Annotated in this window: 22 protein-coding genes and 1 riboswitch; of the genes, 1 reads left to right on the top strand and 21 read right to left on the bottom strand. The window is 63.5% G+C overall.

Annotated elements, in window-relative coordinates:
* Positions 1–9: 9 nt before the first annotated feature.
* From A0W34_RS07310 to A0W34_RS07285, 6 genes are all read right to left on the bottom strand, one after another.
* Positions 10–1,209 (bottom strand): acetate kinase, encoded by a 1,200-nt coding sequence (locus A0W34_RS07310; RefSeq protein WP_047269457.1) that lies wholly within the window; start codon positions 1,207–1,209, stop codon positions 10–12.
* Positions 1,206–3,290, bottom strand: coding sequence for a phosphate acetyltransferase (gene pta, locus A0W34_RS07305; protein ID WP_042452123.1), 2,085 nt, complete (start codon positions 3,288–3,290; stop codon positions 1,206–1,208). The genes A0W34_RS07310 and pta overlap by 4 nt, the downstream gene beginning before the upstream one ends.
* Before the next feature lie 146 nt (positions 3,291–3,436).
* Positions 3,437–4,450 carry a glucose-6-phosphate dehydrogenase (coenzyme-F420) gene (gene fgd / locus A0W34_RS07300; RefSeq protein ID WP_003944371.1) on the bottom strand — a complete coding sequence of 338 codons (1,014 nt, stop codon included), beginning with the start codon at positions 4,448–4,450 and terminating at the stop codon, positions 3,437–3,439.
* 95 nt (positions 4,451–4,545) lie between these two features.
* Positions 4,546–4,893, bottom strand: coding sequence for a YidH family protein (locus tag A0W34_RS07295; RefSeq protein WP_003944317.1), 348 nt, complete (start codon positions 4,891–4,893; stop codon positions 4,546–4,548).
* A complete protein-coding gene (locus A0W34_RS07290) occupies positions 4,890–5,363 on the bottom strand; it encodes an RDD family protein (RefSeq protein WP_003944375.1) in 474 nt (157 codons plus the stop codon). The genes A0W34_RS07295 and A0W34_RS07290 overlap by 4 nt, the downstream gene beginning before the upstream one ends.
* Positions 5,363–6,112 carry a hypothetical protein gene (locus A0W34_RS07285; protein ID WP_081557536.1) on the bottom strand — a complete coding sequence of 250 codons (750 nt, stop codon included), beginning with the start codon at positions 6,110–6,112 and terminating at the stop codon, positions 5,363–5,365. Before A0W34_RS07285 ends, A0W34_RS07290 begins: the two co-directional genes overlap by 1 nt.
* A 115-nt stretch (positions 6,113–6,227) precedes the next feature.
* Here A0W34_RS07285 and A0W34_RS07280 point away from each other — a divergent pair, with 115 nt between their 5' ends.
* Entirely contained in the window at positions 6,228–7,169 is a 942-nt protein-coding gene (locus A0W34_RS07280) for an alpha/beta hydrolase (RefSeq protein WP_003944347.1), read from the top strand.
* Positions 7,170–7,199: 30 nt separating this feature from the next.
* Here the strand turns inward: A0W34_RS07280 and A0W34_RS07275 are convergent, their stop codons facing one another.
* The 15 genes from A0W34_RS07275 to A0W34_RS07210 all read right to left on the bottom strand — a co-directional run bounded on the left by A0W34_RS07275 (position 7,200) and on the right by A0W34_RS07210 (position 22,025).
* Positions 7,200–7,565, bottom strand: a complete 366-nt coding sequence (locus tag A0W34_RS07275) for a nucleoside deaminase (RefSeq protein ID WP_075832552.1) — start codon at positions 7,563–7,565, stop codon at positions 7,200–7,202.
* Between the two features lie 28 nt (positions 7,566–7,593).
* Positions 7,594–8,736 (bottom strand): LLM class flavin-dependent oxidoreductase, encoded by a 1,143-nt coding sequence (locus tag A0W34_RS07270; RefSeq protein WP_058228020.1) that lies wholly within the window; start codon positions 8,734–8,736, stop codon positions 7,594–7,596.
* Entirely contained in the window at positions 8,733–9,557 is an 825-nt protein-coding gene (locus A0W34_RS07265; RefSeq protein WP_081557535.1) for a DUF1684 domain-containing protein, read from the bottom strand. Before A0W34_RS07265 ends, A0W34_RS07270 begins: the two co-directional genes overlap by 4 nt.
* Positions 9,554–10,924 (bottom strand): NtaA/DmoA family FMN-dependent monooxygenase, encoded by a 1,371-nt coding sequence (locus tag A0W34_RS07260; protein ID WP_058038522.1) that lies wholly within the window; start codon positions 10,922–10,924, stop codon positions 9,554–9,556. The genes A0W34_RS07265 and A0W34_RS07260 overlap by 4 nt, the downstream gene beginning before the upstream one ends.
* A 24-nt stretch (positions 10,925–10,948) precedes the next feature.
* Positions 10,949–12,067: an LLM class flavin-dependent oxidoreductase gene (locus A0W34_RS07255; protein WP_075832548.1), complete on the bottom strand. Its 1,119-nt coding sequence runs from the start codon at positions 12,065–12,067 to the stop codon at positions 10,949–10,951.
* Positions 12,054–13,676: a dipeptide ABC transporter ATP-binding protein gene (locus A0W34_RS07250; protein WP_081557534.1), complete on the bottom strand. Its 1,623-nt coding sequence runs from the start codon at positions 13,674–13,676 to the stop codon at positions 12,054–12,056. Before A0W34_RS07250 ends, A0W34_RS07255 begins: the two co-directional genes overlap by 14 nt.
* The gene (locus tag A0W34_RS07245; protein WP_042925872.1) at positions 13,673–14,563 is read right to left on the bottom strand and encodes an ABC transporter permease; all 891 of its coding nucleotides are present in this window, start codon (positions 14,561–14,563) and stop codon (positions 13,673–13,675) included. The genes A0W34_RS07250 and A0W34_RS07245 overlap by 4 nt, the downstream gene beginning before the upstream one ends.
* The gene (locus tag A0W34_RS07240) at positions 14,556–15,554 is read right to left on the bottom strand and encodes an ABC transporter permease (RefSeq protein WP_003944382.1); all 999 of its coding nucleotides are present in this window, start codon (positions 15,552–15,554) and stop codon (positions 14,556–14,558) included. The genes A0W34_RS07245 and A0W34_RS07240 overlap by 8 nt, the downstream gene beginning before the upstream one ends.
* Positions 15,555–15,556: 2 nt before the next feature.
* Positions 15,557–17,194 (bottom strand): ABC transporter substrate-binding protein, encoded by a 1,638-nt coding sequence (locus A0W34_RS07235; protein WP_003944291.1) that lies wholly within the window; start codon positions 17,192–17,194, stop codon positions 15,557–15,559.
* Between the two features lie 139 nt (positions 17,195–17,333).
* Positions 17,334–17,423, bottom strand: a complete 90-nt coding sequence (locus A0W34_RS33730; protein ID WP_310504006.1) for a putative leader peptide — start codon at positions 17,421–17,423, stop codon at positions 17,334–17,336.
* 8 nt (positions 17,424–17,431) lie between these two features.
* A riboswitch (SAM riboswitch) is annotated at positions 17,432–17,526 on the bottom strand.
* 17 nt (positions 17,527–17,543) lie between these two features.
* The gene (locus tag A0W34_RS07230) at positions 17,544–18,134 is read right to left on the bottom strand and encodes a GNAT family N-acetyltransferase (protein ID WP_190287651.1); all 591 of its coding nucleotides are present in this window, start codon (positions 18,132–18,134) and stop codon (positions 17,544–17,546) included.
* An 8-nt stretch (positions 18,135–18,142) separates the two neighbouring features.
* On the bottom strand, positions 18,143–19,252 hold the full coding sequence (locus A0W34_RS07225; protein WP_075832542.1) for an FAD-dependent oxidoreductase: 1,110 nt from the start codon (positions 19,250–19,252) through the stop codon (positions 18,143–18,145).
* 10 nt (positions 19,253–19,262) lie between these two features.
* A complete protein-coding gene (locus A0W34_RS07220) occupies positions 19,263–20,234 on the bottom strand; it encodes an ABC transporter substrate-binding protein (protein ID WP_063314821.1) in 972 nt (323 codons plus the stop codon).
* Between the two features lie 34 nt (positions 20,235–20,268).
* On the bottom strand, positions 20,269–21,054 hold the full coding sequence (locus tag A0W34_RS07215; protein WP_020968833.1) for an amino acid ABC transporter ATP-binding protein: 786 nt from the start codon (positions 21,052–21,054) through the stop codon (positions 20,269–20,271).
* The gene (locus tag A0W34_RS07210) at positions 21,051–22,025 is read right to left on the bottom strand and encodes an amino acid ABC transporter permease (protein ID WP_003944440.1); all 975 of its coding nucleotides are present in this window, start codon (positions 22,023–22,025) and stop codon (positions 21,051–21,053) included. Before A0W34_RS07210 ends, A0W34_RS07215 begins: the two co-directional genes overlap by 4 nt.
* Positions 22,026–22,079 lie beyond the last annotated feature (54 nt).

The raw sequence follows: 22,079 nt of genomic DNA, 5'->3' as shown, positions 1-22,079 counted from the left end.
TGCAGAAACCTATAGTGCGGCCACCAAAGCCTTCGCCGCGCGGGCGATCGCCAACTCCTCGTTGGTGGGGACCACCAGCACCTCGACGGCCGACGAGGATGCGGAGATACGACGCTCGTCGCGACTCTTCGCCTCGTTGAGAGCCGGATCGACCTCGATACCGAGACGGGAAAGCCCGGCCAGGCTGTCGCGTCGTACGTCGACGTTGTTCTCCCCGACGCCGCCGGTGAAGGTGATGACGTCGACGCCACCGAGTTGAACGATGAAGGCGCCGATGTACTTACGGAGCATGTGCACGTAAACGTCGTACGCAAGTTGTGCGTCTTGGTCGCCGCCCTCGATCAGTGCGAGCAGGGCACGGAAATCGTTGACTCCCGACAGTCCCTTCAAACCGGAGCGCCGGTTGAGGAGGTCGTCGATCTCGTCGACCTTCATTCCCGAGTTGCGGTTGAGGTGCAAGATGATGCCTGGATCGATGTCGCCGCTGCGGGTGCCCATGACAAGACCCTCGAGCGGGGTGAGGCCCATCGTGGTGTCGATGGCCTTGCCGCCCTTGATTGCCGAGGCCGAAGCGCCGTTTCCGAGGTGCAGGACTATCTGATTCAGCTCGGCCGGATCCTTGCCGAGGAACTCCGCGACCCGTCCAGACACGTATTCGTGTGAGGTCCCGTGGAAGCCGTACCGGCGAATCTGATTGGCCTTGGCCACATCCCGATCGATCGCATAGGTGGACGCCGCCGCGGGCAGTGTGTGAAAGAAGGCGGTGTCGAACACTGCGACGTGCGGAACGTCTGGCAGTTCTTCGCGCGCCACCTCGATACCGATCACGTTGGCCGGATTGTGCAGCGGCGCAAGGTTCGACAAATCCGCGATGGCTTTCACGACGCCGTCGTCGATGAGAGTCGGCGAATAGAAGATGTCACCACCGTGCACGACTCGGTGACCGACTGCGATGATTCCGGCCTCACTCAGCGGCCGCCCGACCTCGGCGACGATGTCGAGCACCATCTTCAGACCTGCGCGGTGATCGGCGATCGGAAGGCTCCGGTCTTCGACTCCGGTGCGGTGGTTGTAGACGATGTGGCCGTCGGGCTCACCGATGCGCTCGATGAGACCGTGCGCCACCGATTCCGCCGTATCCGGATGCACGAGTTGAAATTTGATGGATGACGAGCCGGAATTGATGACCAGTACGGTGCCGTCGCTCACGCTTGCGCTCCCTGTGCCTGTATTGCCGTGATAGCCACGGTGTTGACGATGTCCTGGACCAACGCTCCACGCGAGAGGTCGTTGACCGGCTTGTTCAGTCCCTGCAGAACCGGCCCGACGGCGATAGCACCGGCGCTACGCTGCACTGCCTTGTACGTGTTGTTGCCGGTGTTCAGGTCCGGGAACACGAACACCGTTGCTTTGCCCGCCACCAGCGAATCCGGCATCTTCTTGTCGGCGACACTCTGCTCGACGGCGGCGTCGTACTGAATGGGCCCTTCCACCAACAGGTCCGGTCGACGCTCGCGCACCAAAGCGGTCGCGGTGCGAACCTTGTCGACGTCGGCTCCGCTGCCCGAATCGCCGGTGGAGTACGAGAGCATCGCGATGCGCGGATCGATCCCGAACTGCGACGCCGTCTGTGCGGACGAGATCGCGATGTCCGCCAACTGCTCCGACGTCGGGTCCGGAACCACGGCGCAGTCACCGTAGGAGAGAACGCGGTCGGCCAGGCACATCAGGAAGATGCTCGAGACCGTCGAAACTCCGGGGGCGGTCTTGATGATCTCGAACGAGGGCCGGATCGTGTGAGCGGTCGTGTGGGCGGCACCGGAGACCATGCCGTCGGCAATTCCCAAGTGCACCATCATCGTTCCGAAGTACGAGATGTCGGCGATCACCTCGCGGGCCCGCTCGATGGTCATGCCCTTGTGCGCACGCAGCGCGGTGTATTCCTGTGCGAAGCGCTCGGTGTACTCGGACTGCGCGGGTGCGAGTACCTGCGCGCCACTGATGTCGACGCCGAGTTCCGCTGCGCGTCGACGCACACTGGGTTCGTCACCGAGGATCGTCAGGTCGGCAACCTGGCGCTGCAGCAACCGGCCGGCCGCGCGCAGGATCCGGTCGTCGTCACCCTCAGGCAGGACGATGTGCTTGCGATCGCGTCGAGCACGGTCGATCAGCTTGTACTCGAACATCTGTGGGGTCACGACGGACGGGATCGGCAGTGCCAGTCGGTCCATCAGGACGTCGGCGTCGACGCGCTGTTCCATCAAGCTCAACGCGGTGTCCACCTTGCGCTGCGAACCGACTGCCACGCGTCCGCGGGTTTGGGCTGCGGCGCTTGCGGTGTCGAAGGTACCGAGGGTTGTCGTCAGGATCGGAAGACGCTGTTTGAGGCCGGCCATCAACGCTGCGATGGCTGGGTGCGGCGTGATCCCGCCATTCATGATGATGCCCGCGAGCGACGGAAATCCCTCCGCCTCATGCGCATTGAGCAACGCGAGCAGCACGTCCGAGCGGTCACCCGGTGCGATGACGACCATGCCCTCGACCAGACGCTCGAGGATGTGCTCGGCGGTCATGCCGCCCACCATCACCTTCAGCGCTTCGCGGTGCAGCAGTTCCGGGTCACCCGAATACAACTCGCCGCCGGTGGCCTCCATCAACTCGGCCATCGTGGGCGAGACGAGCAACGGAATCTCCGGCAGGCTCCACGTCGGAACACCGATGTCGGACAGCGCTGCGGTGACCTCGTCGAGCTTGTCGGGATCGCAACGATTGGCGACGACCGCGAGCAGATGAGCGTGGTTGGCGGCCAACTCGGCGGCGCATAGATGCGCGAGCTGGGCGACCTCCTCGACACTGCGCCGAGCGCCTCGAACCGCCAGCAGAACCGGCGCGCCGAGGTTCACGGCGATGCGGGCGTTGAAGCTCAGCTCGCTCGGGCTTGCTACGTCGGTGTAGTCACTTCCGATGATGACGACGGCGTCGCACTGCTCGGCCACGGTGTGGTACTTCGCGACGATGTCGGCCAGCGCGGCTTCAGGATCGGCGTGAACCTGCTCGTAGGTGACGCCGAGTGCGTCGGCGTAGGAGAGATCGGCGGTGGTGTGCTCGAGCAGCAGTTCGAGGATGTAGTCGGTTTCCTCGGTAGAGCGGGCGATCGGGCGGAAGACACCGACCCGGGCGACGGTCGCGCACAGCATCTGCAGCACGCCAAGCGCGATGGTGGATTTTCCGGTGTCACCTTCAGGAGAGGCAACGTAGACACTCGACACGGCAGCGGGCGCTTCTGGCATGCCCAACAGCCTAGTGTGGGCCGCCGCCCACCTTGCCACTGATCGTGGTCACGCTCACGCTCGTGCCGACAACCGGCGGCTACGAGAAAGACGAACGGTGCCTGCCACACGTCGAGTGGCAGACACCGTTCAGTTGATCTCGAGGATCAGCCCAGAGCACGCAAGCGAGGCGCGAGGTCACGCTCGAACAGTTCGAGGAACCGGCGCTGATCATGGCCCGGTGCGTGGAACACCAGGTGATTGAGACCGGCATCGACGTAGGCCTTGACCTGCTCGACGGCGTCGTCCGGATCGGAAGCGACGATCCAGCGCTTGGCCACCTGCTCGATGGGCAGAGCGTCGGCAGCGGCTTCCATTTCGATCGGATCCTCGATGCTGTGCTTCTGCTCCGGCGTCAGGGACAGCGGAGCCCAGAAGCGGGTGTTCTCGAGTGCAGCCTCCGGATCGGTGTCGTAGCTGATCTTGATCTCGATCATCTTGTCGATGTCGGCGACGTCGCGCTCGGCCTTGGCTGCGCCCTCGGCAACGGCTGGAAGCAGCTTCTCGGTGTAGAGCTCCATGCCTTTTCCGGAGGTGCAGATGAAGCCGTCACCGGCACGTCCCGCGTACCGGGCGACAACGGGTCCGCCGGCCGCGATGTACACGGGAATGCCGCCCTCGGGAACGTCGTAGATCGACGCGCCCCGAGTGGTGAAGTACTCGCCTTCGAAGTCGACACGATCGCCCAGCCACAGCTCACGCATCAACCGCACGGACTCACGCAGCCGCGCGAAGCGTTCCTTGAACTCGGGCCACTCGCCCTGGAAGCCGGTGGCGATCTCGTTGAGAGCCTCACCGCTGCCGACGCCGAGCATGATGCGTCCCGGGTAGAGACATCCCATCGTCGCGAACGCCTGAGCGATGACTGCCGGGTTGTAGCGGAACGTCGGCGTCATCACGGACGTGCCGATCTGCACGCGCTCGGTGCGCTCACCGACGGCGGTCATCCAGGCGAGCGAGAACGGTGCGTGGCCACCGTTGTGGCGCCACGGCTGGAAATGATCGCTCACCGCAACGGAATCCATGCCGTGCTGCTCTGCCAGAACTGCCAGCTCTACCAGTTCGCGAGGGCCGAATTGCTCAGCCGATGCCTTGTATCCGAGCTTGAGTTCCTGCGCCACAGTGCACTCCCTTGTCGTCTGTTTCGTTTACTTCTCTGACATGCTTCACGTTCTTTGCAGACTATCCAGACACCGCTGGGACTTCTCTGCGTATCTCAGCGAGCGAGGCTGGTGACCACCGTTGCCACGCCGGCTGCGACGGCAACCCCGGCCAGTGCCAGTGCAAACAGCCACAATGCGTGCGGCTCCGGCATCGCCGCTCCGTCCTCGAGCGCCTTCTTTACCTGTAGCCAGCGTCGCATACCTACCAGTGCGGCTGCCGCCGCGAGTGCGATCAGGGTCAGACCGAGAGTCGTGCGAACCCACCCGGTACTCCATTCCGGTACCAACTGGACGACGGCGATGCCTCCGGCCAGCAGGGCGAGTGAGCTACGCATCCAGGCGAGGAAGGTGCGCTCGCTGGCAAGGGTGAAGCGCTCGTCCGGGCGGTTCGGTTCACTCATGCGTGCTCACCTCCGTGCGGTGCCACCAGATCCGGGTCCTGACGCCAGTCGTAGACGACCTCGGTGCGCAGAACGATGTCCTGCAACGAACGTCGTCGTCGATCGACCGCCGACCACAGCAATCCGAAGGCGAAGAGCACGCAGAGCACCGCACGGATGAAGGCCAACGGCCAGCGCACGAGGCGATGCCCGGACGTGATCACCCGCAGCCCCATCACGAGGGACCCGACGGTCCGACCGGTGGTCGCCCAGCAGGCGGTCAGATACGCCACCGAGACACCGAGAAATGCCGTCGTGGACAGGAAGATTCCCGGTTCCGAGAAAGTGAAACTCTGTGGCGAGAAGAGCAGTCGGACGAAGGCGAAGCCCACGTACACGGAACCCATCAGGAGCAGGACGACGCCCAGGTCGATCAGTCCGGCGAGTCCACGGGTGACGATGCCGGCTGGGCCGGAACTCTCCTGGGCCACTAGCGTTCGCCTGCGTTCGTCTTCGGATCGGTCTCTGTCGACGGTTTTTCTGGTGACGGTTTATCTGATGACGGTTTATCTGATGACGGTGCGTTGTCGCGGCCGAAGAGTCGCCCGACGAAGCCGGCGACAGCGTCGTCCGCCTGCATGCCCTGCACTCGAGCTCCGTGCACGGCTTCCGTGGAGAGTGAACCGGTCGATTCACGGATCATCTGGGGCAGGTCGACGCCCTCGATGACCTGGTCGGCGATCTTGACGAGGTCGATGCGGTTGACCTGGCGTTCGAGGTCGACCGTGTCGACTATCCCGTCGAGATCGAGGCGATCGATCACCGCTTTGACGTCGAGGCGGCTTGCGATCTCGTCCACGTCGACCCGGTCGATGATCGGTTCGAGCGAGACCCGTTCGGCAATCTTGTCCACGTCGATGTTCTCGGCGATCTTGTCGATGTCCACGTGGTCGACGACGATCTTGGTGATGTCGACTTCGGACAGAGCAGCGTCGACGACAGCTTTGATCACCGTCCGCAAGGTCGAGTCGGCGAACTCCACGGTCGAGTGCATCGCTTCCGTGCCGCGAGTGCTGACCTGGGTGATCGCGCCGTCGAGTGCGTCACCGACGACAGGGATCCGCTGCACGGAATCAAGTGCGAGACCAGCGGTTCTGCGCGCCGCACCAGCCGTGATCGCGGCCAGCCCGAAGGCCAGCCGAATCACGTCGGATTCGGGGTGGTGCGACTGCGATCCCACGCAAATGTCTCCATCTTCTTATACGACTGTTACCCGGACATTCGTCACTCCTCTTCGCATTGTGCCACTGTTGGAAGGCACAAATACGCTGTCCGGCTTGCGCCTGGGGGGAAATATGAAGACACGTCGTTTCACGGTTCGGCTGACGATGGCGGTGGCCATGGCCGCCGGCTTTCTCGGCCTCAGCGCGCCGACCGCGAGTGCGGATTCCGTGGTCAGTCGCATCGACGTCTACTCCCCCTCGATGGACCGCTGGATCGCCAACGACGTGATTTCGCCGGCCGGAGGAGGCCCGGCCCCGACCTTCTATCTGTTGACCGGTGTCGGCGGCGGCGAGGACGGGATCTCGTGGTTCAACAACACCGGAGTTCGTGACTTCTTCGACGACAAACACGTCAACGTGGTCATGCCGGTCGGCGGCAAGTTCAGCATGTACACCGACTGGAACGCCGACGATCCGGTGCTGGGCCGTAACAAGTGGCAGACGTACCTCACCAAGGAACTACCGGCGGCGGTCAACGCTCGGTACAACACGACCGGTGTCAACGCACTCGGTGGTGTGTCGATGGCAGGCGGACCGGTTCTGGACCTCGCGATCCAGTCGCCGGGCACCTACCGCGCAGTCGGCTCGTACAGCGGCTGTCCGCGCGCCGGCGACCCGCTCGGCCAGGCAGCGGTGCGCTCGATGGTCGAGATACTCGGCGGCGGCAACGCGGCCAACATGTGGGGGCCGTGGGGTAGCCCGCAGTGGGCGGCGCACGACCCGTTGATCAACGCCGAGAAACTGCGTGGCACAGCGCTGTTCATCTCGACCGGCAACGGCCTCCCCGGCCCGGTGGACGGAATCAACTCGCTGGCGATGGCCGCCGGCGTCGTTCCCGGCGCGGTCCTCGAAGGCATCACCAACATGTGCACCGCTGCCCTGCAGGGGCGATTCGGTCAGCTCGGCATTCCCGCGACGTTCAGCTTCCGACCCGAAGGCACCCACACCTGGGGGCTCTTCGAAGCCGACATGCGCGCGTCGTGGCCGATGATCGCGGGCGCTATCGGGGCGTGAGCCTCACGGCCCTCCTTACAAGCCATGGCGTCAGGTGAGACTGCGCGCCCAGTCCCGCATCCCGGCGGGGCCAGTGCCGGTGGCGTATTCAGCGAACCACACCCGGGTCACACCGAGCGTGATCGCGGCACCCATACACATGAGACATGGTTCGAGATTGACCGCCAATGTCAATTCACCGGACGCTCGAGTGAATCCGAGAGCCTCGTCGGCCTGCAAGAGCGCTTGAAGGTCCGCATGGACTACCCGTCGGCCGAGTGCCCGTTCTTGCGTATACGCCCGCCCGAGCACACGGTCGTCGTCGAACACGACTGCGCCGATCGGCATCTCCCCGAGCTCCATGCCCTCACGCGCTACGTCAAGAGCAACCGCAAGGGCATCTCGAGGTGAAAACATCACTCGACACTAATGGACCAAGGCAAACTCACGCTGCCAGTAGTGCGGGTAGTCCCCATTCCTTGGCAAGCAGCTCGTACGAGCGCAGACGATCCTCGTGCCGATGGGTCACCCCGGTGATCACCAATTCGTCCGCTCCGGTGAGCTTCTGCAAACTGTCGAGCCTGTCGGCGACGGTAGACGGTGAACCGACGAACTGCGTGATCAGCCGATCCTCCACCACTGCTTTGTCGGCGTCGGAAAGTGGGAGCGCTGTCGCGGGATCGGGGTACGGGATGGCGCCGTGTCCGCTGCGAATGCTGTGCGTCCAGTGCGCGAAGGTCGACGCCAACTCCCTCGCCGTCGCATCGTCTTCCGCAGCAACAACATCCGCGGAGACGACGACATACGGCTCCGACAGAACTGCCGACGGTCGGAATGCTGCACGGTATGCCTCGACGGCATCGAGCGTACTCGAGGGCGCCACATGGTAATTCGCACCGAACGGCAATCCGAGTCGTCCGGCGAGCTCGGCACTGGGGCCCGCACTGCTTCCGAACACCCACAGTTCGACGTCGGCATTCTCGCCGGGACTGGCGTGCAATTCGATGCCGTCGCGGGTTCTGTAGGTACCGTTCAGGAGCGAGCGTATGTCGTCGACCTGCTGCTTGAAATCGGGCGCCTGCGCGCCCGGAAACGCCAATGCCTCGAACGACGCCTGCAATCGCGGTGACGTGAGAAGACCGGTTGGATCGAAGGGCGCCGGGATCACGACACCGTCGCGTACGACGTTCTCTCGCTTCGATTCTGCCGGCGCAGGCGTTCCGGCAGCGACCGCGCGAAGTGCCTCCACCCGACGCTGTCCGCTGCGCCCGATGCCGAGATCGATACGACCCGGATACAACGCTTCGACGGTACCGAAGGCCTCGACCACCTGAGCCGCCGTGTTGTTGCCCAGCAGCACGGCGGCCGAGCCGACGCGAATGGTGTTGGTGGCGGCCGCGATCAGCCCGACAAGCACTGCTGGCGACGAAGAGGCAACACCGACGAAGTGGTGTTCGGCGACCCAGTAACGCTTGTATCCCCACGCTTCGGCAGAACGAGCGAGGTCCAGCGAGTTCCGCAAAGCCTGGCGGGCCGTTCCGCCCTCACTGATCGGCGAGAGGTCGAGTACGGACAGCGGCGCGCTCACCTCGGTCCGCTTTCGGAGCGGGTGTCCGGTGTCTTCTCGCCGGCTTCCACCGCGAACGCCAGGCGGTTCTCGGCGGGGGCCACCGGGCACGTCGCGTAATCGGTGAACGCGCAGGGCAGGTTCGACGCCCGATTGAAATCGAGGACTACCGCGCCACCGGGTTCAGGTGCGCTCACGTGCAGCGAGCGTGCGGCCGGGTAGGTGGACACACCACTGGTCGCGTCGGTGAACAGGATGTGAAAGCCGTTGTCCTTGCCCGCGAACGCAATCAGCGTATACGTTGCACCGTCGTGTTCGAAGCTGATGGTTCCGCGGGCGTCGTGATGATGCTCGAGGCGCTCGACGACCGCGCCCGTCGTCACCGTGCGAGCCTCCTCGAAAGCTGTGAAGACACCCTCGATGCGCCACTGCGGGTCAGGCTCGAAGGTCGGGATACCACCGAACTGAGCCAAAGCCGGGGCCGACGAATCGTGGATCCGCAGAGCCACCTCGCCGGTGCGGCGGATGACCTCGACCAACCGCGCGCCCTGCTTGACGATCAGTCCCGGCGCCCCCTCGATCGGATTCAGAGTGGCCGAACCGTCTACTGCGACGCCGTCGATCGAGAGGTCGTCGGCCGGCGTCGCGGTGACGACAACGGCATTCGCGTCGGCGCGCCATGCACCGGGCAGGTCCGCGAAGGTGGAATCGGTATCCACCAGCCAATGCAACGCAGTCAGGCTCAGCCAGCCGAGGGGTTCGCCGAAGGTGGCGTCGCGTGAGGCGTGCCAGGCATTCCAATCGCCGGTGAAGGTGCTGGTGGAAGTGTCGGTAACGGTCATGATGCGCGGACTCCTTCAGCCTGCTCGTGCGGGTGGCGCAGCCCGAGATGGCTGCGCAGGGTGGTTCCTGAGTACTCGGTCCGGAAACTGCCGCGGTCCTGAAGTTCCGGTACGACGGTGTCGATGAACTCGTCGAGGCCCGCGGGGGTGATGTGGGGAACGAGGATGAATCCGTCGCTTGCGTCGCCCTGGACGTAGCTGTCGATCTCGGCAGCGACTTCGGCGGCGCTACCCACGAACTGTTGGCGGGCAGTCACTTCGATGATGAGTTCACGGATGCTGAGGTTTTCGGCCTCGGCCTTGGCACGCCACTGATCTGCGACCGCTCGCGGATCCTTGACGTGGCGGACGCGTCCACGGGTGATGTTGACGTCGTCCGACGGATCTTCCTTCGGCAACGGGCCGTCGGCGTCGTACTGGGAAAGGTCTCTGCCCCAAACCTGTTCGAGAAAAGCGATGGCAGTCTGGGGTCCGACCTGCTGCCGCCGGATGTGATACGCCTTCTCCTGTGCGTCCGCGGCGTTGTCACCGAGCACGAAGGTGGCGGCGGGGAGAATCTTGAGGTCTGCGTGCGTGCGTCCGTACTTGGCCAGGCGTCCCTTCACGTCGGCGTAGAACGCCTTGCCTGCTTCGAGCGTTCCGTGCCCGGTGAAGATCGCGTCCGCCTTGGCGGCGCCGAACTCGCGTCCTTCGTCGGAATCACCTGCCTGCAACAGAACTGGGTGCCCTTGGGGACTCCGAGGAACTTCGAAGCGTCCGGTGATATCGAACTGCTTACCGGCGTGGTGGAACTGACCGACCTGCTGGTCGGTGGCAAAAACGCCGCGCTCACGGTCGACGATCGGACGATCGATGCTCCAACTGTCCCACAGCGTCCGTACTGCGTCGACCAACTCGTTGGCGCGTGCATACCGCTCGGAATGCTCGAGATAGCCACCGCGGCGGAAGTTCTCGCCGGTGAAGGCGTCCGAGGAGGTGACCAGGTTCCAGGCGGCGCGGCCGTCGGAGAGATGATCGAGCGTCGAGAACTGCTTGGCCAACTCGTACGGCTCGTTGAACGTGGTGTTGATCGTCCCGGCCAGGCCGAGATGCGTTGTCACACCGGCAACCGCGTTGAGAATACTGAACGTGTCCGGGCGGCCGACCACGTCGAGGTCGTGAATCTTGCCCTGATGCTCGCGTAGGCGCAAACCCTCTGCGAGGAAGAAGAAGTCGAACAATCCGCGTTCGGCACTGCGAGCGAGATGCTCGAACGAGCTGAACTCGATCTGGCTCTTGGACGCCGGATCGGTCCACACCGTGGTGTTGTTCACGCCGGGAAAGTGAGCGCCCAGATGGACTTGCTTGCGAATCCTGTTCTGTGTCATCGGTGTTCCTGTTCTCTACTCGCGCTACGCGAACTGATTGACGGGCAACTGGAAGCCCAACCGCTCGCGCAGCGTCGGGGCGGTACTCGGTCGCGGATTGAGAGTTGGCACTACGTCCGTCGCGATCTTCTCCACGGCGGCGGCCAGCGCCAGTGGACGCAGAACCACACCGTCGATCCCGGCGAGCCCACCGATCTCACGCAGCAGCGCAGTCAAACCCGCGCTGTCACCGCGATAGAACAGCGAGTGCGGGGCATACGGCGCTCCCGCCCATTCCTCGAGTTCCGCCAAAGCGTCGTCGGCGGCACCGCGATCGGCGCCGAGGAGCACGTCGACGTCGAGGAGAACCCGCACGCTGCGCCCGAGGGCGGCGGCACTCGCGTGGACCAGCTTGGCCGTAGTTTTGGCCTCGGCGAGATCGGTTGCCGAGATCCGAATCAGATCTCCGCGCGCAACAGCGAGCTCGCGTGCCTCCGGCCTGCTCGCGTCGACGGCGATCAGCGGCTGCCCCTGCGGGGAGCGCGGCGTGATGGACGGCCCTTTGACGGAAAAGTTCTTTCCCTCGAAGTCGATGTAGTGCAGCTTGTCTCGATCGATGAATCGTCCGCTCGCAGCGTCCCGTATCTCGGCGTCGTCCTCCCAGCTGTCCCACAGCCGACTGACCACCTCGACAGCCTCGGACGCTTCCTCCCACGCGGACTCGGGGCCCTGCACTGCCTTTCGGCCGAACAACGACGCCTGCTCAGCGGTGTCGGACACCGCGACCTGCCAGCCGGCCCGCCCCGCTGAGGAGTAGTCGATACTCGCGACGGCCTTGGAGATGTGGAACGGCTCGGTGTGCGTGACTGTCGCGGTGGGGATCAGGCCGATACGCGAGGTCACAGCACTCAGCCGCGCCGCAGTTGCAACCGCCTCCAATCTGCCCCGCACTGCGTGCTGGCCCTCGGATTGCAGTCCGAACGAGTCGGGGAGGAACGCCAGATCCACCCCACCCCGATCCGCGGCGGTCACCAGGTCCACCCAGTACGAGGGCGTGAACAGATCTTCGGCGCGCGAATCCTCGCGTCGCCAGGAGTACGGATGAGCTCCGGTTCCCTCGAATTCGAGGCCGACCAGGAATGCTCCGGAACTACGCTCGGACATGTTCGGCCTTTCGTGTCGAATGATCCCGCCCGGGGATCGCGTCGAGAAGTGTGCGTGTGTACTCGTTTCGGGGATTGTCGAAAATCTCGGTGGTAGTGCCGATTTCGAGCAATCGCCCGGCCTGCATGACGCCGACGACGTCGCTGATCTGGCGAACAACCGCAAGATCGTGGGAGATGAAGAGATAGGTCAGGCCCAGTTCGCGCTGCAACTCGTCGAGTAGCGCCAGAATCTGCGCTTGCACCGAGACGTCGAGAGCGGACACAGGTTCGTCGAGAACGAGCAGGTCCGGCTTCAACGCGAGCGCACGAGCGATCGCCACCCGTTGACGCTGGCCGCCCGAGAGTTCGGCCGGTTTGCGGCTCAGAAACTGCTCGGGAAGTGCAACCTGATCGAGCAACTCTGCCGCACGAGTCTGCTGCTGACTGCGTCCACCAACCTTGAAGGCCCGCAGCGGCTCCGCAACGATGTCCTGGACGGACAATTTCGGGTCTAGTGATGCATAGGGGTTCTGGTACACGAGCTGGATCTTTCGGCGCAGCTCGCGCAGATCGCTGCCCTTGACCTTCGTGATGTCGTGTCCGTCGAAGGAGATGGTGCCGGCATCCGCCTGCTCCAACCGCACGGCGATGCGCGCCGTGGTCGACTTGCCGGAGCCCGACTCCCCCACCAGCGACACCGTCTGACCCCTCGGAACAGTCAGCGACACTTCGTTCACCGCGGTGATCGAACTCCCGCGTCCGACGTTGAAGTGCTTGGTGATTCCCGTCAGGGTCAGCAACGGGCTGGTGTCCTGGCGGACCGGGCGAACGACTGGTCCCGAGGACAGGCTCGGCGCAGAGCTCAGAAGTTTCTTCGTGTACTCGTCTCGCGGGTTGTCCAGAATATCTGCGGTGCGGCCGGATTCGACGATCCTGCCGCCCTGCATCACCAGGATCCGGTCCGCGCGGTCTGCGGCCACACCCAGGTCGTGCGTGATCAGGAGCACGGCGGCACCGGATTCGGCAATCCGCTCGTCGAGATGGTCGAGAATGCGCCGTTGAACCGTGACGTCCAGAGCACTGGTCGGCTCGTCGGCGATTACGAGGGCCGGGTTCGCGACAAGCGCGATACCGATCAGAACTCGTTGCCGCATACCGCCGGAGAGCTCGTGCGGGTACTGGCGTGCTCGGATTTCCGGCCGGTCGATACCCGCGCGCTCGAGCACCTCGACGGCGTCCAACCGGGCTTTGCGACGGTCTGCGAGGCCGTGGATCCGGAGGACTTCTGCAACCTGGTCGCCGATCCTCGTCACCGGGTTGAGCGAGGTCGTCGGATCCTGCGGCACCAAACCGATACGCGCGCCGCGGATTCGCTGCCACGCACGGTCGGAATACGAGTCGATCTGTTCACCCTCGAACTCGACGGTCCCGCCGGTGACGTGGCCACTGCCGGCGAGCAGACCCAATATCGCGTGGGCCGTGGTCGACTTACCGGAACCCGATTCCCCGACCACCGCAACTACTTCGCCCCGACCGACGCTGAAGCTCACGCCGGATACCGCGGGCTCGGCGCCGTAGGCGATCTGTAAGTCGGCGACGGAAAGCAACTGTTCCTCGGTCGTGCTCATCGCCGGTTGTTCCTTTCGATCTCGTGGCCGATACGGTGTGCCGAGATGACCACGGCGACAATCGCGAGACCGGGAAGTGTGGTCATCCACCAGGCATTGGCGAGGAAATTACGTCCCTCGGATACCAGCGATCCCCATTCCGGGGTAGGCGGAACGGCGCCGAATCCCAAGAAGCTCAGAGCCGACACCGCCAGTACTGCCTGCCCGAACTCGACAGCGGACAGCGCGACCACCGGCGCGTAGGAGTTGGGAAGCACGTGCCGACGCAGGACACCGAGCCACTGCACACCCGAACTGAACGCGGCCTCGACGTACTGAGCTCCGCGCACCCGCATCACTTCGGCACGCATCACTCGCGCGAAATTGGCGACCATACTGACGCCGACAGCAATGGCGACGTTGATGGTGCCGAAGCCGAGTGCGGTCACCAGTGCCAACGAGAGCAGCAGCGCCGGAATGGACAGCAGCACGTCGACGATGCGCATCAGCACGGCGTCGACGACGCCACCGACAAAGCCCGCGAGCAAACCGATTATCGATCCCGCCACCAATGCGATTCCGACCGCCACCAAGGTTGCGGTCAGGGACAGCGCGGCGCCGTGCACGAACCGTGTGTACAGGTCACGACCGAGATTGTCGGTTCCGAACCAGTGAGCCAGGCTCGGGCCCTGCAGTTTGTCCGCCGGGACACCGGACAACGGATCGCCGCTGGCAAAGAATCCGGGTGCGACGGCAAAGCCGATGGCAAGCAACACGATCAACACCGGAATCACCAAGCCGGGCTTTCGGATCCAGCCGATGGCCGTGGACTTTCGGCGCGAAACAACAGGTGCCTTCGCCTCGACGGTCGGATCGAGGAGTAGGGGTTCGATCAATGTGTCAGACATGAGCCGGCTCCAGATCGGTCGAGCTTTCGGTATTCGACTTTTCGGTGTGACTCTTCTTCGTCTGGATGATCCGTGGATCTATCAAGGGGTAGAAGAGGTCGACCGCGAGGTTGACGAGCACGAACACGAGAGAGGCGAACACAACGACTCCCTGCACCACCGGGATGTCCTGCGCCATCACCGACGTCTGTGTCAGACGGCCGACGCCCGCGCGAGAGAACACCGTTTCCACAACCACCGAGCCCGCCAGCAGCGTGCCGACCAGTACACCGGCGATGGTGAATGCCGGAATGCTCGCCAGTCGCAACGCATGACGGGTCTGCACGCGCCAGCGGCTGGCGCCCTTGGCATACGCAGTCTCCACGTGCGGCGAACGCAGCGTCGACTGCAGGCTGGTCGTGAGTACCTGCGCGATCACCGCGCCGGTCGGGATCGCCAAGGTGATCGCCGGAAGAATCACCGTTGCGAATCCCTTGTCTCCGAAAGCGGGGAAGATGTGCAGACGGAACGAGAACAGCTGCAGAAGAATCAGGCCAACCCAGAAGGTAGGCACCGCCACACCCAGCGGCGGCAGTGAGAACAACAGATTCGCGAGCCACCGCTTGCGGGTGTAGGTAGCGAAGAACGCGATCGCCACTCCGAACAACACGGCCAGAACCAAAGCGGTAGTTGCCAAGACCAGAGTGCTCGGCAGCGCCGAGAAGATGGCATCCGTCACCGACTGACCGGTGGAGATGGACGTACCGAAATCGCCGCGAAGAGCATTCGTCAGCGACGTCCAGTACTGCACCCACACCGACTGGTCCAAGCCGTACCGTGCCCGAAGCTGATCGAGCGCAGCCTGATCCACTGCAACACCCTGACCGGACGAGTCGGCAGCCATGCTGACGGGATCACTGGGCAGGAGGAACAGAATCACGAACGAGATGGTGAAGGCGGCCCACAGAACCACTGCGGCCTGGCCCAGTCGGGTGAGTACGTATCGAGTCATGATTACTTACCCGACAACCATGCGTCGTAGAACTGCAGGCGCGAGGAGGCTTCGAAGTTCAGGTCCTGCACACTCGATCCGGCGCCGATGGCCTGCGAGAGCTCGATGGTGGGGATGGAGAGTCCACGGTCGAGGATCAATTCCTGTGCGGTGGATACCAGTTCGCCGCGTTGGCCGTTGTCCGTGGCTGCAAGCTGGTCTGTGAGTACCTTGTCGAGCTCCGGATCTGCGCCGCGACGGTTCAGGTTGCGGCCTTCGGTGCTGAACGATGCCCGCAAGATGTCGGCGTCCGCGCGAGTGCTGTTGTAATACAGCGAATCGTAATCACCCGATACTCCCTTCTCGGTCCATTCACCGTTCGAGACCAAGTTGAGCTGCAGGTCGACGCCGACCTTCTTGAGCTGCTGCTGCACGAGCTCGAGGATGGCCTGGTTACCCGAGAACACCGGACTGAAGGTGACGCTGAAAGTGAGCTTCTGCCCGTCCTTCTCGCGGATACCGTCGCTGCCGGTCTTCCAACCAGCCGCGTCGAGGAGTTTCGCCGACTTGTCGGCGTCGTACGTCACGACACTGGATTCGTCGCTGTAGAGCGGAGTGGTGTGAGCCAGCGGGCTCGTGGCCGGGAAGAACGACGGATCCAGAACGGTGTCGACGAGTTCTTGGCGGTTGATCGCGGGAATGATGGCCTGACGAACAGCCTGATCAGCGAGAACGCCGCGACTGACGTTGGGCTGGAAGAAGAAGCTCACACCCGGGTTCGGCCTTGTGAGGATTCGTCCACCCGCGCCCTCGATTTGCGGCGCATCCTGCGGAAGCGCATCGCTGACCGCATCGAGCTGGCCGGAGGCCACGCTGCCCGCCCGCACACCGGATTCGGGAACCACCGTGAAGTCGACGCCATCGAGGTACGCCTCGCCCTGATGCGCGACCGCATCCGAGGCCCAGTTGTATCCCGCACGCTTGGCGATCTTGACGCTCTTGTCCTGCTGCCAGTCGGTGTACACGAACGGTCCGGAGGCGATCACCGCTGCACCGGGGCAGCGCTGCTCGGATGCCAGCGCGGTGGTGGAATCGGCGAGGATTCCGAGCTGTGGCGTCGAAGTTGCTTGCAGGAACTGAACATTGGGTCCGGAGAAATTGATCTTCGCCGTGTGAGCATCTACGACGTCGGTACCGGTGTACGAGGACAGGTAACTCTTCGCCAACGACGCGTTCGGTCCCAGGTTCTTGACCGAGTCGAAGGTCTTCTTCACCGAATCCGCCGTCACCGGTGTGCCGTCACTGAAGGTGGCGTCGTCGCGAAGGACGAACGTGAAGCTAGCGGCGTCGGGGCTGATCTCCCAACTCTTGGCGAGCCACGGGGTGATCTCTCCGGTGTCGGGATTTTGATCGGTAAGCGAATCCACCACTGTCCGAGTGACATACACGGTCTGGTTACTGCCGGCCTGGGCCGGATCGGCGCACGTCGGCGCCTGCGACAGACCGTAGCGAAGGGTTCCGCCGGACTGGGCGGGGCCTGCGTCGGCAGCACTGTCACTCCCGCTGCTGCAGCCGGCGAGGACGGTGCCGAGAACCGAGACAGCACCGATACCGGCGATTACGGTCGCGCGTTTGCGGGCACCGAATGAGGGCGAAGACACCAAGAACTCCTAAAGAGGCATGCCGAAGAGCGCACCCGTCGCCTGAGACGAAAAAGGCGATCGAGCACGAATCACTTGTGAGAGAAGAGAAAACAGACTTGTCGACGACTCGCCTGAGTGTGAATGACTGACCGAGAGGTCAGTTGGTACAGAAAGATCCCGCGGTGCGGCACAGGTCTACGTGACGACGCGACCAGGCGGTATCGAAACCGCCTTCGACTGCCTTCATTTCGTGTTCCTCCATCGGTCCTGGCGGTAGCACCCGCACCCGATCACTCGGGGGGTTGCTGCGACTTCAATGAGCCAGGTCTCTCGGTCGCTCTGGATGGTCGTTCGCAAGTCTACGAGGTCAAACCCGGGTGTTGTCAACCCGGTCGGTAGGAATTGCTGCTCGAGTCACATTTTCGAGCACCCGAAGTTGTTTCTCGAACGGGTGGACGCCCACCTCTTCGGGCGAGAGTGAAGCGTCGTAAAGCGGTGTGTATCCACTGGACAGATACAGCGCGACGGCCTCCGGCTGCCGAGGACCCGTCGTGAGAAACACACGGTTGTATCCACGAAGTTCGATCTCTCGTTCCAACTCGCGAACGACGGCCTTGCCGAGGCCGCGCTTCCGATAGTCGACCGACGTCCAGATTCTCTTCAGTTCGGCAGTGGTGGAATCGAATTGACGAAACGCACCACCGGCGATCGGCAGACCGTCGTGGGTGAGCACCAGAAGCGCACCCTGCGGGTAGGCAAATTCTTCTGCCGGATACGTCGTGAGATCATCGAGCATCGCTTCGCGAGTCCCGCCGTAACGCGAACTGTATTCGAGTGCCAACTCCGCGATCAGTGGAGCTGCCAAGGGATCGTCCTGCGATACCGAATAGACCTCTACCGCTCCGATACCCTCGAGCTGCCGAGTTCCGAGCTCCAGTGCCACAACACTTTCCTCCATGAATCTGGTCAACGCTCCCCCAGCCTGAAAACTTCCGGAGCGAGGGTGGTTCCGTCGACGAGGTCCGCCACAAGTTCACCCAAGGCCGGACCGAACTTGAACCCATGCCCCGAGAACCCCGCCGCCACTGTGACGGCGCCGACTCGGTCGATGACGAAGTTACTGTCCGGCGTGCTCGTGTACAGGCAGGTGAGCGACTCGACACGGGTGGAATCGACACCGGGCAACCACGACTCGGCGTACTGGGCCAATCGCCGCTCTCCGTCGACGTCAGGGGTGTAGTCACGGGTCTGCGGAGTCACCACCGGCCCGGTCGCGTGTTCGCCGATCTTGATCCCGTCCTCGGAACCAAGCCCGTAGATCCCCGCGGTCTCCAATTCTGCGCCGGTGTGGTGAACGAAACTCGGCCACTCGACTCCGGGATCGAGCGGTGCGAAGTGTGCTGGTTGTTCCTGTGTCGTGCGCAGTGTCGGCAATACGATCTCGGAGCCGAGACCGCTGTCTGCGATCAGGTCCGCAGTCCACGCACCGGCCGCGATCACGACCTGACGAGCTGCGAGCGTTCCACTGTCCGTCACCACGTCCACGCCGTAGGACGCTCGCGCGAGTGCCAACACCCGAACATCGTGACGGACCTCGGCACCGGCAAACACCGCTCCCGCCTTCAGAGCGGTCACGGCGCGGTCCGCGTGCAACCGGCCTGCGTCGGGATGATGGAGCACCGTGGTGTCGAATCGCAGCCCCGGCCAACGGGCGGACGCCTCGGCAGGGGTGAGGATCTCACCCTTGATGCCCGCCTCGAGAAGTATCTTCGCCTTGGACTGCACGGCCTGCGGCAGGCCGTGATCAACGGCACCGGTGAGTTCCAGGAACCCGATGTCCGTCGTGGTCTCCAACTCCCGCCACAGCGGCAGCGCGTCGGCCGCCAAACCTGTGTACAGGTGATTGTCGTACGCCTGCCGGTAGATGCGCGAAGTACCGTGCGACGCACCGTGCTTGTGCCCCGGCCCGAACTGTTCCAGCTGAACGACGCTACGTCCGCGTGCCGCGAGCCGCCAGGCGGCGGAGGACCCGACGAGTCCTCCGCCGATGACGATCACATCGAAAATCTCACTCATGGACGAGAGCTCACTTGGTCTTCGGAAGGCCGGGCGGGTTGATCAGGGACGTGTCGACGGCTTCGCTGGTGATGTTCCAGCGCTCGAGGATCTGCTGGTACGTGCCGTTCTCGATCGTGTGGTTGATCGCGTCGTTGATCGCCTTGATCAGGCCGTTGTCCTTCTTCACCAGCACCGCGATCTGCCCCTGCAGGGTGTCGCCGGCCCCGGAGAACTCACCGACAACCTCGGTCTCCCCCGACTGCTTGGCGTGGAACTGCGACGACGGGTTCGGGCCGAAGTAGGCGTCGATCCGGCCGGACTGCAGCGGGAGGTAGTAGTCGGTGGTGTTCTGGTAGTAGGAGATGTCGGTAGGCGCCAGGCCGGCCGCGACGTTCTGCTCACTCCACTTGACCAGCAGCGCTTCCTGATTGGTGCCCGAGGAGACGGCGATCTTCTTGCCCGCGACGTCCTTGGGTTCCTTGATGGAGATTCCGGCACCCTTCTTGGCTTCGAAGGCGAGGGTGTCGAGACGGTAGGTCGCGAAGTCGTACTTCTCCTTACGCTCCTCTGTGACAGTCACATTGGAGAGGAAGGCGTCGGCCTCACCGGAGTCGATCCGGACGAAGTTCTGTGCCCAATCTGCTGTCTGCAGGTCGACCTTCAAGCCGAGAACGTCACCGATCAGATAGGCGAAGTCGGTCTCGGAACCGATGAGGGTGGTGTCGTCGTCGGCGTAGAAACGGAGCGGCGGAGCGGAACCGGCACTACCGGTGACGCGCAGCGTGCCACGATCGCGGATGTCCTGAGGTAGCTCGGCGGCGATGGAATCCACCTTGTCGGTGCTGATGCGGTTCTGATCGGCCGTGAGGTTGTAACCCGCAGCAGCGGTGACCTGGGCGCCGTCGGACTCGGCGTCCGCGCTGCTGCATGCAGCGCTGAGCAATCCGACGGTGGCAAGCGCCGAGATCAGAAAAGTCGCGCGACGGGATGTGGAGAACATCAATTTTTCCTTCCGGGAATGAGTCTGGGTCGCGTCAGAGGACGCGGGAGAGAAAGGCTTTGGTCCGTTCGTGGACCGGATTGTCGATCACCTGCGAAGGCGGGCCCTGTTCGACGATGACGCCGCCGTCCATGAAGACCGCAGTGTCCGCCACTTCCCGAGCAAATCCGACCTCGTGTGTGACGATCACCAAGGTGGCGCCGTCACGGGCCAGCTGAGCCAGGACTTCGAGAACCTCGCCCACCAGTTCCGGGTCGAGCGCCGACGTCGGCTCGTCGAAGAGAATGACCGCCGGCCGCAGTGCCAGCGCTCGCGCTATCGCGACGCGCTGTTGCTGGCCACCGGAGAGTTGGCGGGGATACTCGTCCGCCTTGTCCCCCACTCCCACTCGCTCGAGCAGTGCGCGGGCCTCGCGGTACACCTCGTCACGATCACGCTTCTGGGCCGAGAGCGGCGCTTCCACCACGTTTTCCAACGCGGTCAGGTGCGGAAACAGGTTGAAGTTCTGGAACACGAATCCGATGTGCGAACGCTGTTTCAGGATCTCGCGGTCACGCAGTTCGTGGAGTCGATTTCCCTTGCGCCGGTATCCGATCAGCTCTCCGTCGATCCGTACGGTTCCGCGGTCGACTTTTTCGAGGTGATTGAGGGTTCGCAGCAAGGTGGACTTACCGGAACCCGACGGACCGAGAATGACGGTCACTTCGCCCTTGCGGACCAGGAGATCAACGCCGGCAAGTACTTCCAGCGTGCCGAAGGACTTGTGAATTCCGCGCGCTTCGACGGCATACACCGTCTCTTCGGCCAGTTCTGCGGTCATCGGGTCGCACCTCTCGGAATATCGAGACGCGCATCGCGAATCTCTTCGAACTTCTTGCGCGCCTTCTGTACCGGAGTCAACGGAAGAGCACGGGCGGATCCTCGTGCATAGTGGCGCTCCACGTAGTACTGACCGATCGAGAGCAACGTCGTGAGGATGATGTACCAGATCGTGGCGACCATCAGCAGGGGCACGACTCGTCCGTTGCGTCCGAAGATGACCTGCACCTGGTAGAACAGTTCGGCGATTGCCATGGTGGAGACGATCGACGTTCCCTTGAAGAGTCCGATGACCTCGTTGGCGGCGTTGGGGAGGATCGCCCGCATTGCCTGCGGGAGAACGATCTTGAAGAACTGGCGACTGCGCGGAATGCCGAGCGAGTGAGCAGCTTCGATCTGACCGTGATCCACCGAGATGATTCCGGAGCGAATGATCTCGGCCGAGTATGCAGCCTGGTGCAGCGCCAAACCGATGACTGCCGCGGTGAATCCGCCGATCACACCGCTGACCTGGAAGGTGAAGAACTCGGGACCGAAAGGTATTCCGAGAGAAAGTGTCTGGTACAGGTAAGTGATGTTGAACCAGAAGAGCAACTGCACGATGAGTGGAATCGAGCGGAAGGCCCAGATGTAGGTCCAGGCGATCACCTGCAGGACCGGATTCTTCGACAACCGACCGAGTGCCAGGAAAACACCGAGACCGAACCCGAGGATCGTCCCCCACAGGGTCAGTTTGATCGTCATCCACAACGCGGCGAGCACTGATTTCGCGGTGAAGTACTGCGCGAACGTCGGCCAGTCCCAGCCGGGGTTGACGACGAGCCCGTGGATGAACTGAGCAAGCAGGACCAGCACGACCGCACTGATCACCCAGCGCAGCGGGTGCCAGGTGCGAGCGACGACAAGCTCCGAGTCGGGAAGTTGCGACTCGGACACCGACTTTTCGGGGCGGACATCGGTGGGCGCGCTCACGGCGCGCTACCTGACGGAGTGGACATCACGAATAGACCTTTCGGGGAAATGGGA

This window comes from Rhodococcus sp. BH4, assembly GCF_002079265.1.
Classification (GTDB): domain Bacteria; phylum Actinomycetota; class Actinomycetes; order Mycobacteriales; family Mycobacteriaceae; genus Rhodococcus_F; species Rhodococcus_F qingshengii.
This window is presented reverse-complemented; position numbering and strand designations above follow the sequence as displayed.